The sequence below is a fragment of the Burkholderia sp. WP9 genome (assembly GCF_900104795.1).
Classification (GTDB): Bacteria; Pseudomonadota; Gammaproteobacteria; order Burkholderiales; family Burkholderiaceae; genus Paraburkholderia.
On sequence record NZ_FNTG01000002.1, the window covers coordinates 3,607,135 to 3,623,263 of the forward strand.

14 protein-coding genes are annotated in these 16,129 nt (G+C 58.3%); 7 read left to right on the forward strand and 7 right to left on the reverse strand.

What is annotated here, in order from left to right:
* Positions 1-2: 2 nt before the first annotated feature.
* A complete protein-coding gene (locus BLW71_RS37195; RefSeq protein WP_091808649.1) occupies positions 3-1,301 on the reverse strand; it encodes an MFS transporter in 1,299 nt (432 codons plus the stop codon).
* Positions 1,302-1,486: 185 nt separating this feature from the next.
* On the opposite strand from BLW71_RS37195, the gene BLW71_RS37200 reads away from it, so the two are divergent.
* Complete coding sequence (locus BLW71_RS37200; RefSeq protein ID WP_091808651.1) at positions 1,487-2,440, forward strand: LysR family transcriptional regulator; 954 nt, start codon at positions 1,487-1,489, stop codon at positions 2,438-2,440.
* 79 nt (positions 2,441-2,519) lie between these two features.
* Here the strand turns inward: BLW71_RS37200 and BLW71_RS37205 are convergent, their stop codons facing one another.
* Genes BLW71_RS37205 through BLW71_RS37215 form a run of 3 tightly spaced genes read right to left on the reverse strand, consistent with a single transcriptional unit; the run spans position 2,520 to position 4,898 of the window.
* Entirely contained in the window at positions 2,520-3,155 is a 636-nt protein-coding gene (locus tag BLW71_RS37205; RefSeq protein WP_091808653.1) for a trimeric intracellular cation channel family protein, read from the reverse strand.
* Positions 3,156-3,161: 6 nt separating this feature from the next.
* Positions 3,162-4,418 carry a M20 family metallopeptidase gene (locus tag BLW71_RS37210; protein ID WP_091808655.1) on the reverse strand — a complete coding sequence of 419 codons (1,257 nt, stop codon included), beginning with the start codon at positions 4,416-4,418 and terminating at the stop codon, positions 3,162-3,164.
* 51 nt (positions 4,419-4,469) lie between these two features.
* On the reverse strand, positions 4,470-4,898 hold the full coding sequence (locus BLW71_RS37215; protein ID WP_091808658.1) for a MarR family winged helix-turn-helix transcriptional regulator: 429 nt from the start codon (positions 4,896-4,898) through the stop codon (positions 4,470-4,472).
* 332 nt (positions 4,899-5,230) lie between these two features.
* Between BLW71_RS37215 and BLW71_RS37220 the strand changes: the two genes are divergently transcribed.
* The 6 genes from BLW71_RS37220 (at position 5,231) to BLW71_RS42830 (ending at position 12,164) form a co-directional block, all read left to right on the forward strand.
* Positions 5,231-5,860, forward strand: a complete 630-nt coding sequence (locus tag BLW71_RS37220) for a sugar dehydrogenase complex small subunit (RefSeq protein WP_091808661.1) — start codon at positions 5,231-5,233, stop codon at positions 5,858-5,860.
* A gap of 2 nt (positions 5,861-5,862) precedes the next feature.
* Positions 5,863-7,515: a GMC family oxidoreductase gene (locus tag BLW71_RS37225; protein WP_091808664.1), complete on the forward strand. Its 1,653-nt coding sequence runs from the start codon at positions 5,863-5,865 to the stop codon at positions 7,513-7,515.
* Between the two features lies 1 nt (position 7,516).
* On the forward strand, positions 7,517-9,040 hold the full coding sequence (locus BLW71_RS37230; RefSeq protein ID WP_091808667.1) for a c-type cytochrome: 1,524 nt from the start codon (positions 7,517-7,519) through the stop codon (positions 9,038-9,040).
* Between the two features lie 43 nt (positions 9,041-9,083).
* The gene (locus BLW71_RS37235; protein WP_091808670.1) at positions 9,084-9,605 is read left to right on the forward strand and encodes a GlcG/HbpS family heme-binding protein; all 522 of its coding nucleotides are present in this window, start codon (positions 9,084-9,086) and stop codon (positions 9,603-9,605) included.
* Positions 9,606-9,636: 31 nt separating this feature from the next.
* Positions 9,637-10,839, forward strand: a complete 1,203-nt coding sequence (locus BLW71_RS37240) for a YncE family protein (RefSeq protein ID WP_091808672.1) — start codon at positions 9,637-9,639, stop codon at positions 10,837-10,839.
* A 1,112-nt stretch (positions 10,840-11,951) separates the two neighbouring features.
* Positions 11,952-12,164, forward strand: a complete 213-nt coding sequence (locus BLW71_RS42830) for a hypothetical protein (RefSeq protein ID WP_353615910.1) — start codon at positions 11,952-11,954, stop codon at positions 12,162-12,164.
* A gap of 622 nt (positions 12,165-12,786) precedes the next feature.
* Here the strand turns inward: BLW71_RS42830 and BLW71_RS37250 are convergent.
* From BLW71_RS37250 to BLW71_RS37260, 3 genes are all read right to left on the reverse strand, one after another.
* The gene (locus BLW71_RS37250) at positions 12,787-13,905 is read right to left on the reverse strand and encodes an alkene reductase (protein WP_502686852.1); all 1,119 of its coding nucleotides are present in this window, start codon (positions 13,903-13,905) and stop codon (positions 12,787-12,789) included.
* A 51-nt stretch (positions 13,906-13,956) separates the two neighbouring features.
* Complete coding sequence (locus BLW71_RS37255) at positions 13,957-15,372, reverse strand: NAD-dependent succinate-semialdehyde dehydrogenase (protein ID WP_091801134.1); 1,416 nt, start codon at positions 15,370-15,372, stop codon at positions 13,957-13,959.
* 483 nt (positions 15,373-15,855) lie between these two features.
* The coding region (locus BLW71_RS37260; RefSeq protein WP_091809342.1) for a DUF4148 domain-containing protein at positions 15,856-16,129 on the reverse strand (274 nt) is incomplete at its 5' end.

Sequence of the window (16,129 nt, forward strand, 5' to 3'; positions counted from 1 at the left end):
GCTCAGTCGGTGCGCCGCTCTTGCGCCGCTATCAGGCCGGCAAGCGAAATGAGGCTGCATACGACCATGTACCATGCGGGCGACATCTGGTTTCCGGTGGTGCTAATGAGCCACGTCACGATAAATTGGGCGAAGCCACCAAAGATCGAGACGCCTACACTGTAGACAACCGAAAGGCCGGTTGCCCGAACGTGCTTCGGGAACGATTCGAGCAGGAGCAACATCATCGGGATCGATGAGCCGGCAAGGCACGCTACCAGACACGCGATGATGACGAGTGCGATGCCAATATCGGTGGTGTGATTAAGCAACCAGAATGCTGGATAGATCAAGACAGCCCCCATGACCATCGCGCACATCACCATGGGCTTCCTGCGCCCCAGGCGGTCCGCTACAAGGCCCGCGAGAGGTGCGCCGACCATCAATGTGGCGCCGGAGACGCATCCTGCCAGGAAGGCCGTGGACGGCGGTAAGTGCAGCACGCGAATCAGATACGTGGGCATGTAGAACACGACGACGTACATAGCGGCCGTGCTGCTGATGATCAGCGAGATGCCGATTATCAACTGGCGTTTATAGTTGGACAGGACTTCTCGGAAGGCGCTTTGGGGCCTAGGCGCGTCCGTGTGTGTTTCGTCGAGCGCCTGACGGATGTACATGCCCACAGGACCGATTAACAGTCCGAACAGGAAAGGTACCCGCCAACCCCACGTCTCGAGGTTCACTGGTGATAAGAGGTTCGACAACGCAAATCCGCTCAGAGCACCGATCAGTGCTGCTGCACCTTGGCTACCTACTTGCCAGCTCGTAAGAAAGCCGCGACTGGAGGGCCCGCTCGACTCCATGAGCAGGGTGGTCGATGCCCCAATTTCCCCGCCTGCTGAAAACCCCTGGATCAATCGTCCAATGACGATCAATATTGGAGCCAGCACTCCTATGCTCTTGTATGTCGGAGCTAGTCCGATGAGCGCAGTGCCTACGGCCATCATCATGATCGTCAGCGTCATTGCTGCTTTTCGACCAGCGCGGTCCGCATAATTGCCGATCAGCACACCACCGAGGGGGCGCATCACAAAGCCGATGCCGAACGTCGCTACGGCCATTAACAAGGAACCGAAAGGCGTGTCTGACGGAAAAAATTGCTTTCCGATAAGAAGCGCGAAGAAGCTGTAAATCGTGAAATCGAACATCTCAAGACCGTTTCCGAGTGCTGTTGCGGCGATCAGCTTGAAATTTGACGCTCGGACCTCAGTGGATGCACTGATCGCCGAATCTACGGCCGGGCTATGCAGATTTGCCATGACGATTCCGGTGGGGTGGTGGGTGTCGCGCGTTTGACGCGGTGATCCAACAATGAAGGCGTCAATTTGTTACCGCAATTCGTTTGTTTTTATGCCGATTACTTTTTCTTATCGCCAACTTTTACGTTTGCTGACGTTGGGCTATCCTCGCGTCTCCTCCTACGACACGGCAACGGATACTTCTAATGAAACTTCACCAGCTTCGCTCGTTGATCGTGGTGGCAGAGAAGGGCAGCATTCGCGAGGCGTCCCGGGTGCTTCACATTACCCAGCCGGCGATTAGCAAGGCACTTTCCGATCTCGAAACTGAACTCGGGGCGCCGTTGCTTTTGCGGTTCAACAATGGTGTGCAACTGACTTCGTATGGGCAGAGTCTGGTCCGGCACGCGCGCGTCATCGAACTGGAGATGCAGCACGCGAAAGAGGACATCGACAATCTGCTAGGAATTGCTCGTGGCAATGTGACGGTAGGCGTCACACCAGCAACCGCAACTGGACCGTTTGCCGAGGCGCTTAAACGATTCATGCGGATGCACCCGCATGTCAGCGTCAACGTGCGTGAACTCCGGCCGCTACAGCTACAAGAGGGGCTGGCGGACGGTTCGATCGATTTGGGATTGGTTTCCCGTATCGGGCAACCAGTCGAACCACGGTTCCATTGGGAGGAGCTTTATACCATTCCGACCGCTTTAGCGGTTCGTGTGGATCACCCACTGCGCGGAAAGAAGTCCCTGCGTGAGCTGGCCCAGTCGGCATGGCTCAGTTGGGATGGTTTCGACGATGCAACAAGCCTGGTAGGGTCGCTCTTCAGCGCCAACGGTGTTGAGCCACCGTCTAGCGTGCTGCGCTGCACGTCGACAACGCTGTACGTGGAAATGGCGACGACGACGGATCTCATTAGCATGTGGAGTGCATTACCTTTCCACATGCCCGAATACAACTCAAAACTGCGCCGAGTGCAGATATCAGAACCGTTGCCCAACATGACGATTGGCTTGATCTGCCGTGACCTGGCCCTCGCGACATCTATCGCGAGGGCGTTGATCGACATGATTCGTGAGAGCAGCGGCAACATGGGAGCTACGTTCCGACGCGCTGGCGCAATTCCCCGCATCAAGCCACCGAAGGGGCGTGAATAGCACGGTGGTGGCGTCACAGGTGTTTAATTGCGATACCCAAAATGCCGCGAGGTCGGCTAACCGGGAAGACAGACAGGGTTTAGAGCAGTTGCTTGCTGCCGTCATCCCGACTGGAAGGCAGTCGCCAGCCAAAGTGCAGCGATACGAGCCGCAGCACAGTACATGCGACGGCTGTTGCCCACGGGGTCCACACCGAGCTTGCGCCGGTGTAGCTGAGAAGAACCTCGACGCTGGCGCCTGCCAGCGCGGCGGAGGCGTAAATTTCCCGCTGCAGGATGCTTGGCACGCGTGACAGCAATATATCTCTGAGCACTCCGCCGCCCACGGCGCTGACCGTTCCCAGAACTATCGCGACTTCCGCGCCGGCATGGGCGGCCAAAGCCTTTTTCGCTCCCGCAACTGCAAACAGTCCAAGGCCGATGGAATCGAAAAGCTGTACGGGCGATTTCATTCGACACACCGTTGGGTAAGAGCACACGACCCAGGCGGCAGCGACCAGCGACACGGCCAGATACCGCCAGCTCGACAGGCCTACCGGCGGAAATGCGCCAAGGCACACGTCCCTCAAAATCCCACCGCCGCACGCGACGATGAAGGTAATGGTCGCAATGCCGAACAGATCCAGCCGCTGCTGACGTGCCGCAACTGCGCCGCTTACGCCAAATGCAAACGTGCCCAACAGGTCGAGTACCGTATAGATCAGATGGCTGTCCATCGCAGGCTATTCGGCGTTCCCGAACCAGGCGAAGGCCGCGCACAGCATCGCTTCAAGTCCGGTGCGCAAGGTTGGGTGCAGCAAAGGCGCGAACTGGGGTGAATGGTTGCTTGGGATAGTATTTATTTGTCGCGCGGCCTTGGCCTGTTCGTACACTTGCGGATCGGTACAGCCCACGAACCAAAACACGTATGGCACTTGCCATGCGCGGCCAAACACACTGAAATCCTCGCTAGCGGCTGCCGGCGCCGTTTCATAGGCGCGGTCGCCAAACCAGGCACCGAAAGCTCCGGCCAGAGTGGCGGAGGCCTGTGCATCGTTGACCGTCAGCGGGTAGCGGTTGATCGTCGTGAACTCGGGATCGCGTGGTGCATTGGACGCCGAGCATTCGGCGCAGCAGATTCGCTTGATGGCGCCCAGCATATAGTCGCGTACGTCCTCGTCGTAGGTGCGCACGTTCAGCTTCAGCGTGGCATTGTCGGGGATGATGTTTTCCTTGGTGCCAGCCTGTAACGAGCCAACGGTAAGGACGGCCCGATCCTGCGGGGAGATTTCTCGCGATACGATGGTCTGCAGGCGCAGTACTGTCGATGCCGCCATGATGACCGGATCTACCGAGGTTTGCGGCTGGGAGCCGTGCGCGCCGCGGCCGAACAACTTGATTTTCAGGCTGTCACCGGCCGACAGAATGGTGCCGCTGCGATGACCGACGGTGCCAGCCGGCCCGACCATCACATGCTGACCAAGAACGATGTCGGGCTTGGGAAAGCGTTGGAGCATACCGTCGTCGAGCATGCTCTGCGCCCCCTTGCCCACTTCTTCGCCTGGCTGGAACACGGCTAGAAGCGTGCCGTGCCAGGTGTCGAGGTTCTCTGCCAATACCCGCGCCACGCCCATCAACCACGTGACATGCATGTCATGCCCGCAGGAATGGCACACAGGAACTTCCACGCCGTCTTCATCGCGGCTAACCACATCGCTGGCGTAGGGCAGACCAGTGGCTTCAGCCATGGGCAGCGCGTCCATGTCGGCACGCAGCATTACCACCGGGCCTTCGCCGTTGCGCAGCACTCCGACAACGCCAGTCACGCCTATCTCTTGCGTAACATCGTAGCCATAACGCTCCAGATAGTCGGCGGCAATCTTCGCTGTGCGGAACTCGCACATCGATAGTTCGGGGTTACGGTGGAGATCTTTGTATACCTCCTCCAATTCAGGCAACAGGGCATCAAGCTCGGGGATTAACTTTTTTAAGGACGACATCGGGTATTCCTTCAAATACAAAGGCGGCAAAGTGATGGGAAAACGGCTGCGTCAAGCAGGCGGTAGCAGGCTGTCCATCAGCTTGGATAGCAGACCATCAAGTGCCTTGCGTTCCTTAAGCGAAAGCGCCGACACGAGCCGATCTTCAAGTTCTGCACCCACGGCCGAGGAATCATCTGCGACCTGGGCGCCCATGGCCGTAGTGCGCAAGCCGACGCTGCGCCGATCGACAGGGTGGGGGTTGCGGGAGATGAGTTTGCGAGACTCCAGCAGCGATAGTGTCTTGGACAGCAGTGTTTTTTCCAGCAACGCGCGGGATGAAACTTCCTTGGGGGTGATGTCAGGGCAGGCGTGGATCAGGCGCAACACCCGCAATCCGCGCACATCCAGATTCCAATGCTGGAGATATACAGCGTTAGCGTGCTCCATGAGTAGAGCACTGGTCATGTCCAGCTTGAAATTCAGAAAATCGGAATACACAGGAAACTCCATGGCGGATAAGCAAAGTATAGCAAACTAGTTGAAATATTCAACTAGTTTGCTATACACGGATTGTTCGTCCACCGGTGCAACGGACGCTGTGGAACGCGACCAGATGTAGTCACGCGCGATTGTTGCAAGTATTGCAATCGAGTTTCCACAAATTAATTTTCATTTGGAACCGGTTCCAATATAGTATTCAGCAGAATTTCGCCAATGGCGCAATCAAACCTGAACGTGAATTTCAACTTACCCAATGCTTGGGCCGGTCCAATTGGATTTGTCCGCGCCGGATGTAGTGACACGCCCGTTGACCGTTCCAGCAACCTCGAATGCTCAGAGAAAAAATCAGTTCGGAATGCGATCCGGGCGCGCCAAATCTGTCCCGACGTCATGCGCTCAAGACACTCGCGGCTGCGACGCAGCTCGCGTTTCTTTCCCCTACAGCGGTGTTTGCGCAGGGGGCGCGGGTATCGGCGGCCAAGCGTGCAACGAGCGCGCCGTTGCTCGACGCAACGGCCTTCGTGCAACTATCGAAAGCGCTGACCGGCCACGCGTCGATGAACGCGACTTTCGGTGCGCGTTTGTTCGCGACGCTGTGCGCTAGCGATAGTGTTTTTGCCGCGCAGGCAGCGGCGCTCGCGGATCAGATGCATTCAGGGCAGAGCCCGCAACAGCTACTTGCCGCCGCCAATGGTGCCGGGCTGCACGACATCGCGACTGCGATCGTCGCCGGCTGGTACACCGGCACCGTCACGCGCGACCAGCATTCGAAGATGGTCGCGTACGCGGATTCGCTGATGTACGCGACCGTCGCCGACGGTCTGAGCGCGCCGACTTACTGCGCAAACGGACCTCTTTGGTGGGAAAGGCAGCCGCCCGTCGCCGGCGTTTCGACGCCCGCCGAAGCCGCCAGAGCGCGTAGCGCCGCGCCTGCGCCCACCACGCAAAAACAGGCTTGAACATGGTATCGCCCACAATCTCCTCCAGCGGCGATGTCGTCGCGGACGTCGTTATCGTCGGCTCAGGCGTGGTCGGCGCGTTGATCGCCGATCAACTCGCCGGACAAGGCCACTCTGTCGTGATTCTTGAAGCAGGACTGCGCATCGACCGCGCAACCGCTGTCGAGAACTGGCGAAACATGCCATTCCCGAATCGCGTCGGTTCTGACTTTCAGGGTCTGTATCCGCAGGCGAAAGCTGCGCCCGCGCCGCTGTACTTTCCGCCGAACGATTACGTCGCATTGAGTGGCCCAAGCGCGGGTAGTTTCAAGCAGGGCTATCTGCGCACGGTGGGGGGCACGACGTGGCACTGGGCAGCGTCGTGCTGGCGCCATCTGCCGGTGGACTTCAAGATGCAATCGACATACGGCGTGGGTCGTGACTGGCCGATCTCGTACGACGATCTCGAACCATACTATTGCCGCGCGGAGGAAGCGCTCGGCGTTGCCGGTCCGAACGATCCCGAACGGCAATCGCCGTCCGAGCGCAGCCGTCCGTATCCAATGGACATGGTCCCCTGGGCTTACGGCGACACGCGTTTTGCCGAAATCGTCAATGCGCACGGCTATCGCTCGATCCCAATTCCGCAAGGACGTAGCACGCGACCGTGGAATGGCAGGCCGACCTGCTGCGGCAACAACAACTGTCAGCCGATCTGTCCGATCGGCGCAATGTACAACGGTATTCACACGATTCAGAGCGCCGAAAAGAAGGGCGCAAAAGTGATGGCGGAATCGGTGGTCTACAAGATCGATACTGACGACCAGAACAACATCACCGCGGTTCATTTCTACGATGCGAATCGCCAGTCGCATGCGGCGAAGGGGCGTGCCTTCGTACTCGCGTGCAATGGCATCGAGACGCCACGTCTGTTGCTGCTCGCCGCTAATGCGCGCAATCCCAACGGCATTGCAAACAGCTCGGACCAGGTCGGCCGCAACATGATGGACCACTCCGGTTTTCACTGCACGTTCCTTGCCAACGAGCCGTTGTGGCTGGGCCGCGGACCAGCACAGAGCAGTTGCATCGTCGGTCCGCGCGACGGTGCGTTCCGCTCGAAGTATTCGTCAAACAAGATGATCCTGAACAATATCTCGCGCGTCGCTCCGGCGACGGAGCAGGCATTGCAACTCGGTCTCGTCGGCAAGGAACTGGACGACGAGATTCGCCGCCGCGCGATTTTTGGCGTCGATCTGTCGATCAGCCTTGAGCCGTTGCCCGACCCTAAAAACCGTCTCACGTTGAGCAAAACGCGCCGCGATCCGCATGGTCTTGCGTGCCCCGATATCTACTACGACGTCGGCGATTATGTGCGCGACGGCGCGACCGCTGCGCACGCGCAACTCGAGCATATTGGCCAGTTGTTCGGGGCGCTCGAGTTCAATATCACGAAGAGCCTGAACGCGAATAACCACATCATGGGCGGCACGATCATGGGGGCGAGCGCGAAAGACTCGGTCGTCGATGGCGATTGCCGCGCGCACGATCACGTGAACCTCTGGTTGCCCGGCGGCGGTGCGATGGCGTCAGCTTCGGTGGTGAATACCACACTGTCGATGGCCGCGCTCGCTATCAAATCAGCCGATTCGATCGAAAGAACCTTGCGGCGAGGCTGACATGATCGATCGATTCTTCAATGCGCGCCGCTCGGTGGACGCGGCCAAGAGGCGTCGCCGCGCGTGGGTAGCGATCATCGCGCTCGGCGTGAGTGCGCTTGGTGCAGCAGCCGCGTTTGCGCAAAGCGTCGCGAACTCGGTTACGGGTGCAGCCGCGCCAGATACGGAAACCGCGTTGATCCATCAAGGTCATCTTCTTGCGATTGCGTCCGACTGCATGGCATGTCACACGGTCGCGGACAAAGGCAAACCGTTTGCAGGCGGCTACGGCATCGTGTCGCCGATGGGTACGATCTACTCGACCAACATCACGCCCTCGAAAAGAGCGGGAATAGGCAATTACACCGAGGCGCAGTTCGCGCGCGCGTTGCGCGAAGGCGTTCGCGCCGACGGCGCGCATCTCTATCCGGCGATGCCGTACACCTCATATGTCGGTATGACGGATAAGGACGTGCACGCGCTTTATACGTATTTCATGAAGGGTGTGGAGCCGGTCGACGACGTTCCACCGCAAACGGCATTGCCGCTTCCGTTCAGCATCCGTCAGTCGATGATCGTGTGGAACATGCTGTTTCTGAAGAATCAGCGCTTCACGGTCGATCCGCATCGTAGCGTCGAGTGGAATCGCGGTGCGTACCTGACGAACGTACTCGCGCATTGCAGCGCGTGTCACACGCCGCGTAACTTCATGATGGCCGAAGATATCGACCAGGGATTCAGCGGCGCACAACTTGGGCCCTGGTACGCACCGAACATCACATCGGATCCGGTCAGCGGTATCGGTGCATGGTCCGACGACGAACTCGTCACGTATCTGAAAGCCGGCCACGTCGACGGCAAGAACCAAGCGGCTGGCGGCATGGCCGAAGCGGTGCAAAACAGTTTGCAGTTCCTGTCGGACGACGATCTGAAATCGATCGCAGTCTACCTGCGCAGCACGGCACCGATCCGCACGCCGGGCGAAAGCAAGCCGGCATTCGCGTACGACGGCCATGGTAGCGATGAAGCGTCGCTGCGCGGCATGTCGAGTGAGAACACTATCGTTCCGCCGTCCTCCGGCGCTGCGTTGTTCAGTGGCTATTGCGCAAGCTGTCATCGCGCGGACGCTTCGGGCAGCGCCGATCAAAGCTATCCGTCGCTATTTCATAATACAGCGACGGGCGGCACGAATTCATCGAATCTGGTCGCGACCATCCTTCATGGTGTGGATCGCAAAGTGGGTGACAGGCACGTGCTTATGCCGAACTTTGGCGAAGAGTCGTACGTACAGCCTCTAACCGACGATCAGATTGCCGCGATCTCGAACTACGTATTGCAGCACTTCGGCAATCCGAAAGCTCCCGTGACTTCAGCCGATGTTGCAGTTGCGCGCCAGGGCGGCCAGTTGCCATTGCTCGCGTGGATTCAGCCGTACATCTTGCCGGTGGCGGGTCTGTGCGGACTCGTGTTGCTGTTCGGCACGTTTGCGTTCTGGAAGTGGCGTGTGCATCAGTCCGAGGTCGCTGGCGGCCGGAGCAACGGATAAAAGACCATCGCGTGGCGCGTTATGTGTGAATGGGGGTTCATCTATGTTCAAAGTTGCTGTTTCGTCTCTTCTCGCGTTGGTGGCCTTGAGTGTTGCCGGTGCGACGCAAGCCCAGTCAGTTGATACCCCGAACGTGCCGGAGAAATTACCGTTTGACGTGCCTTATGGTCCTCCTCTGTCATTGACGCAGGCCCGCAAGGTTATCGATGCCGCCGAGACAGAAGCACATCGACGTAACTGGCAATATGCGGTTGCTGTAGTCGACAGCGCCGGCAATCTGCTGTCGTGTGACAGGATGGACAACACCCAACTGGCGTCGCTCGCGATTGCGGAGGCGAAGGCGCGCGCGTCCGCGCAATTTCGTCGGCCGACGAAGGCGATGCAAGAAGCGGTAAATAACGGCTCAGCGGCTGTGCTGAGCATTCCTGGCATTTTGGCGGGCGAGGGCGGGATTCCGATCGTGATTGACGGCAAACTGGAGGGAGCGGTGGGCGCCAGCGGTGGCGCCGGCGTCCAGGACTCCATAATTGCCCAGGCCGGCGCGGTAGCCGCATCGGCAAAATAGTTTCACGAGACGTCATTACCGAGACATCGACATGCAATTATCTATTTCGAAATTCACCCTCTGTGCGCAGGCGGTAATTACGCTGACCATCGCCGTTACCTCATCGACGTTCGCATCTGCGTCCGAAGGGGCCGACTGGATCGTGTCGGGTAACGACGGAAAGTATCAGCGGGTCGAGGGGCGCGATACATATCCCGTCACTCACGGCCCTGACACGTTGACGCTTCTCGATGCGAGCCATTTCCCGCCCCAGATAAAGGCGCAGGTGGAGGTCGAGAATGGCATTCAGGGTCCGCCGCAAGCAGTTGCAATTACACCAGACGGCGCCATCGCGCTGGTCGGCGCACCGACTCGCTACGATCATGCAACGAGCAAGCTGCAAATGGATTCATTTGTGCAAGTAGTCGATTTGCACGCGCCGGTGCCTGTCGTGAGCCGGATCGAGATAGGGAGTCATCCTCAAGGGATTGCGATCGACCACGCGGGTCGGCTTGCACTTGTTACGTGTGTCGACGGCAGTGTTGTGGAGCTTCGAATTGACGATGGAAATGTGACGCTCGCCGGGCGTCTGACTGTTGGACACAAACGCCTGGCGGGCGTGAGTTTCACTCATGATGGGCGGCGCGCGTTGGTGGCCATGCGCGATGAGCAGGGCGTCGCTGTGCTCAACGTTGCCGATGCTCGGGTATCAGATAGCGGTTTGCGTTTGTCGAGCGGCGTGGCTCCGTACACGATCGACGTGTCGAGCGATGGTAAGTGGGCTGTCGTGAGTGATGTTGGTCTCGCCGGGCTGCCGTCTTACGCGGGCACGCTCACGGGCGATGCCGATGCAATCACACTTATCGACACGGCGCATGAGCCGTTCCGCGCGGTTCAACACATCACCGTGCCGTCGTTGCCTGAAGGCGTTGCCATTTCGCCAGATGGCAAATGGATTGGCGTCCAGGCAATGAATGGCTCGAATCTGACGCCAGACAATCCAGGTCGTCAGCCGCGCGGGAAGGTACTGTTGTTCGCGATTCGCGACGGACAGGCGGTGAAGGTTTCCGAAGCGGCTGGCGGAGAAGCAGCACAGGGCATCGCGTTCACTGCGGACAGTAAGTACTTGATCGTGCAGTTCAACGTCGAGAAGCAACTCGCATTTTTCGCCGTGGATGGCGGACGCTTGCATGAAGTTGGCCCGCGGATTGCGCTGACCGGTGGGCCGTCGTCGATTCGAACTGCACCGCGCTGAATACGGTGCTGATGCGTGACTGGTTGGAACCATCAAAAAGAGCCACACGGTGCGCGATCCGCTCGTGCAAACGCTATGAGTGTGGCACCGTTCTTGTGCGTATTAGGCAGATTAGGAACGACCATCCCTTGACAGGCAAGAATTCCCCGTACGCGATGCAGGAACCGCTTCCGCCGAGACGCGATGTAGCGACTCACACCAAATGTGCACGCAATTAATTAGCCTCGTGTCTCACTTCCGAGTCGTCGCCCGGTCCGATTAGTTTGCCCGTCGGCATGATGCGCAACTAATTGTTGTCGCGCGAAATAGGTCGCCGTCGCGCCAAGCTTCTTTCACTATTTCCGATCGACATTAACTTCACCGAGTCCGACCGGTGTCGGCGCTGCTGTTCATAGAAACTATTCTGAACGCCCCTCATGCTGCCTCACTGCAGCGAGTCCTTCGCAGCGGGCAAAAGAGGTCTTAAAGTGACTGCTTGAGAGACACGAGTTGCCTGCAGGGCAGCGGACCGATTGCCGCAGAAGTTCCCCTGATTTTTCACCTGCCGTCGAGGCGACATCCGATTCTGCATTGGAGCGGTGACCTAAGTTTGATGAGTGACAGGACCTTGGCTTACGGGCAAAGTCATCGATGCTAGGAAGGGCGTCGCCGCGTCCACTTCGTCGCTGGGCGCCTGCGCCACCCATGCGCCTGCGTTCAAGGCCGATCGCGCCGCCGGACCTCGCCCTAAGTCGCAGTCGCAGCCGGCGAGTAGCGCTGCGCTGACAGCGTCAACAGTCTGGACGACCGAGCCGGGATACCCCATTGTCGCGAGACAACTGGTATTCCATGAGCAAAATCAACGGACCAAGGACGGAGGAATGCGGTGGATTGCAACCTCGTCCTGAGGCAACTAGGCCAACGCGCAGTGGGGCGCCGGCAGGGAAGCCTCCCTGCGCTGGATTGGGCTGCGACTGCACGAGGAGTGGGGCAGATTGGCTGAGGACCCGGCGATCATCGGTGGCGACGGGGCGGGGCGCTGGAATAGTTGCCCAACTTGCCCGGAACCTAAGATCGAGGTTCCCGACATGCGCGGATTTTCTTAACGCAACCTGAAATATATGCGCTCGCTTATGCAGGCGTGGCCAGAGGGCCAACTTTGGGCAGAGCCTGCTGCACAATTGCCTTGGTTCTATCTTTCTACCTTACTGCATATGGTCAAGGATTCGAAGCGAGGAAGCGCGTATGCCGGCAAGACGCATGAGCATGGCTGGCCGCGGCACGTTCTGACGATGCAGATCAAGACAGCGCTCTGCGCGAGCCGCCAGTGCCGTGACGAATTTTAGGGAAAGCTTCGCTCGACAACAGTGCGATTTCGCTCGGGATGCGCAGGATGATCCGGACATTGTGGACTTTCTCGGCCTCACTGACGATCCACAGGACCGTGATTCCGAGCAGGCGCGCACGGTGACTTAACACCCGTTATCGCAGCTACGGTTGCCAAGGCGTTAAAGAGAAGAGTGCCTCGAACTCTGTGAGCTCGATTTGCGCATCGCTAACGAAGTTTCGGAGGACCGCTGGTCGGCCTTTGCGGCCGCTGGGACCGGACGACTGCTACGTCAGCAATATGGCGGACTGCGGCCGGTGGTTTGTCGTCGCCGCCGAATGACAGCTTTCTCGATCAGTGACCTCACACTCTCGACCCACTACGGACGGTCGGATGGGGCCATCCAAACGACCGGTTCCAGAGTACAACAGTCATTTCTTTCCTGTCTGGGAAGACCGGCTATCGACCATCTCGACTAGTCTCGAATTGATTCGCCGAAGACCGTTCAACATGGGAGTTGCGCTAGTTACATTCCATCGATGGTCTCCGGCCGCCAAACGATGTTGCACGTACCAAGTCGGTTTGGCTCTATAGAGAGTGCAGTATGTTAATCTCGCTCAATGACCGGGGTTTTACCCTCCTCATTGATCTATTGCACTCTGACCGTTCATCCGCGGCCAGTTGGAATATCCGTTCGCGTCTCCGCCATACCAATATTCCTTTGGCGCTTCGGCTAGTGGAGCGCCTGTCCTGAAGCGCTCGACCAAATCCGGATTGGCAATGAACGGCCGTCCTATGCTGAACAGATCCGCGTCTCCCGCAGCCAGTGTTTTTTCGGCTAGGGCGAGCGTGTATTGATTGTTGGCGATGTAGGCGCCTTTAAAGCGCTTGCGCAGGTCAGTGAAGCTGATGCCTTCTGACGCTTCGCGGCTCAGTTGAGTCACGCCCTCGATGTCGTGTATATAAAGCAATCCGAGGCGTGACAACGCGTCTACATATGCACCGTATGTCTCCATCGTATTGCTGTCGGGCGGTGTGTCACCCGGGGTCGTAGTGACTGGCGAAATGCGGATGCCGACGCGGTCTGCGCCCCAAACATCGATAACGGCTTTGACGACATCGAGTGGGAAACGCAATCGATTCTCTACCGAACCACCATACCTGCCCGAACGATGATTCGTGCTGTCACGAATGAATTGTTCGAGTAGGTAATTATTGGCCGAATGCACTTCGACACCATCGAAGCCGGCAAGCTTCGCGTTTTCCGCAGCACGGCGATATTCCTCGACAATCAACGGGATTTCGTCCGTCGCGAGCGCACGAGGCGTGACAAAATCTTTCATGCCATCGTGGACGCGGATCTGTCCGGCCGGTTTGATCGCCGATGGTGCGACAGGCAGCGCACCGGCATGCATATCGGGGTGTGACATCCGTCCCGTGTGCCAGAGCTGCAGGAAGATCCTGCCCTCTCGGCGATGCACCGCCTCGGTCACGTGTTTCCACGCCTTAATGTGTTCGCTAGTCCAGATCCCCGGCGTGCGTGGGTAGCCACGCGCTTGTGCCGAGATATTGGTCGCCTCTGTGATGATTAGACCTGCATCAGCGCGCTGCGAATAGTAATCGGCGGCATAGTCAGGCGGCACGCCGGCATCGTCCGAGCGACTGCGCGTCATCGGTGCCATCACAACGCGGTTCTTCAGGAGCAAGCCGCCGATTGTAGCCGCTTGCAAAACAGGACTGGATTTGAGATTAGACATCATGGCTATTCCTTCGAGAATTAGTCGTTTGTTTTTCGATGTGATGGTTGTGGATCAGGCCACGACCTTGGCCCAGACCGCCTGGGCGTTGGTGAACTCGCGTAAGCCGAAATGCGACAGTTCGCGCCCGTAGCCACTCTTTTTTACCCCACCGACCGGAATGCGAGCATTCGAGGCGGGATAGCCGTTGATGAATACGCCACCAGTCTCCAGGCGACGTGCGATGCGTTGTGCTTGTGCGATGTCGTTGGTCCAGAGACTGCCGCCCAGTCCGTAATCGCTGGTATTGGCAAGCTCAATCGCGTGTTCTGCGTTGTCTGCCACCGTGATCGCTGCCACCGGCCCGAATGTTTCCTCGTCGAATGCCGCCATGCCCGGGGTGACGTCAGCTAGCACCGTTGGTTCGTAGAAGTTGCCGGTGCCCTCAATTTTCTTGCCACCGAGCAGCAGGGTCGCGCCGGCCGCAATGGTACGTTCGATCTGCTGGTGTAGTTCGTCGCGCAAGTCGTGGCGCGCCATCGGCCCGATCGTGCTCTCAGGATCAAGCGGGTCCCCCGCCTTTACTTGCTTTGCGGCAGCAACGAACTTGCGAGTAAATTCTTCGGCGATGGGCTTTTCAAGAATAAACCGCTTGGCGGCCAGACAGACCTGCCCGGCGTTCTGGAATCGCGCTTTAATGCCCGCTTCCACTGCCAGATCGATATTCGCATCGGACAGGACAACGAAGGCGTCAGCGCCGCCCAACTCCAGCAGGCTCTTCTTGAGTGCTTTTCCTGCTGTGGCAGCCACCGCCGAGCCCGCGCGCATACTTCCTGTCAGCGTGACCGCCGCGATCCGATCATCCTCGATCGTGCGGGCTACTGTCTCGTTGTCGGTATTCAGATTGGCGAAAAGTCCTTTTGGAAAGCCGGCAGCTTCATACGCCTCCTGCAGGGCATAAGCAGAACCCATAACGTTGGGCGCATGCTTCAGTAAAAAGCCGTTACCCGACAACATGATCGGACCAGAGGCGCGTACCACCTGCCACAAAGGGAAGTTCCATGGCATGACGGCCAGAACCGTGCCGATGGGCAGATACGAAACATGGACCTCGTCATCGCTATCGACTGAGACCGGTTCGTCTGCGATGATCGCAGGGCCATTTTCTGCGATCCACTCGATGGTGGCGGCGCATTTTTCGACCTCTGCGTGCGCTGCGCCGATGGTCTTGCCCATCTCGGCGGTGATGAGAGCGGCCAGGCTATCTGATCTTTCCCGCAAGATCGCCGACAGGCGATGATAGGCAGCGACGCGTTCTCGCATCGGCGTCGCCCGCCACAGGCGGAAAGCTGCAGCACTATCAACAAGCAGGCGCTCCACTTCGTTGGCAGACTGGAATGTATAGGTTGCGATCAGTTCGTTGGTCGCAGGGTTACGCGAGGTCGCGACGTTGACCGCGTTAGTGTTTGGCTGAGCGTTGTGATTCGACATCGTTATTGCCTCCTTGACAGATGAAATCAGCGAATGAGGTGCTGCTCTGATGGTCAGTTTAGGCAAAGCGATCTGAGTGAAGAAGGCGTCTCGTAATCCTATGACTGCGGGTCATAGGCAGCATGGTGTGAGATATACGTCACCAGGGAAAGGTCGGGCCGACCCTTGGCGTCATTGCGACATACGTGAGATCGATACGCGTGATGCCCACATGGGCAGAAATGCGGGTCGGGCGCGGACCATCCAGTTCCGATCAAGATAAGCCGCTAGGTGCCGCTATCGAATGGCAAAGAAATTGAGCAAACGCATTTTGATTTTTTATCTAGCGGTAGCTCGGCGTACGAAAAAAAAGCCAGCCGTAGCTGGGCGGGATCCACCGGCAAATATGCCGTAGGAGGAGGTACTAAAACAAGATGGCTGGCTTGCTATCGATCAAGACAGCAACCAGCCTTAGGCCGCATTTTGCCGATGCTCCAGATCAGCTTAGTGACCCGAATTGATCGACTTCGTAGCGATATTGGCGGTTGGCTTAAGCGAGGCGCCTGATGAGGATGATCCGCCCGAGACTCCACCGTAACCCGAAGCGGCGTTATTTTTCGCGGTGACACGTGCTTCGGCGGCTTGAATCTGCACCGGATAAGTTGCTTGGTCGCCAGCACCCGGCTGGTAGCCCGCCTGTTCAAGTTGAGCCAAATCAGCACGCACTTGCGCACGGCTAACAGGTGCCTCTGACTGGGCGAACGACGATACAGCCGGA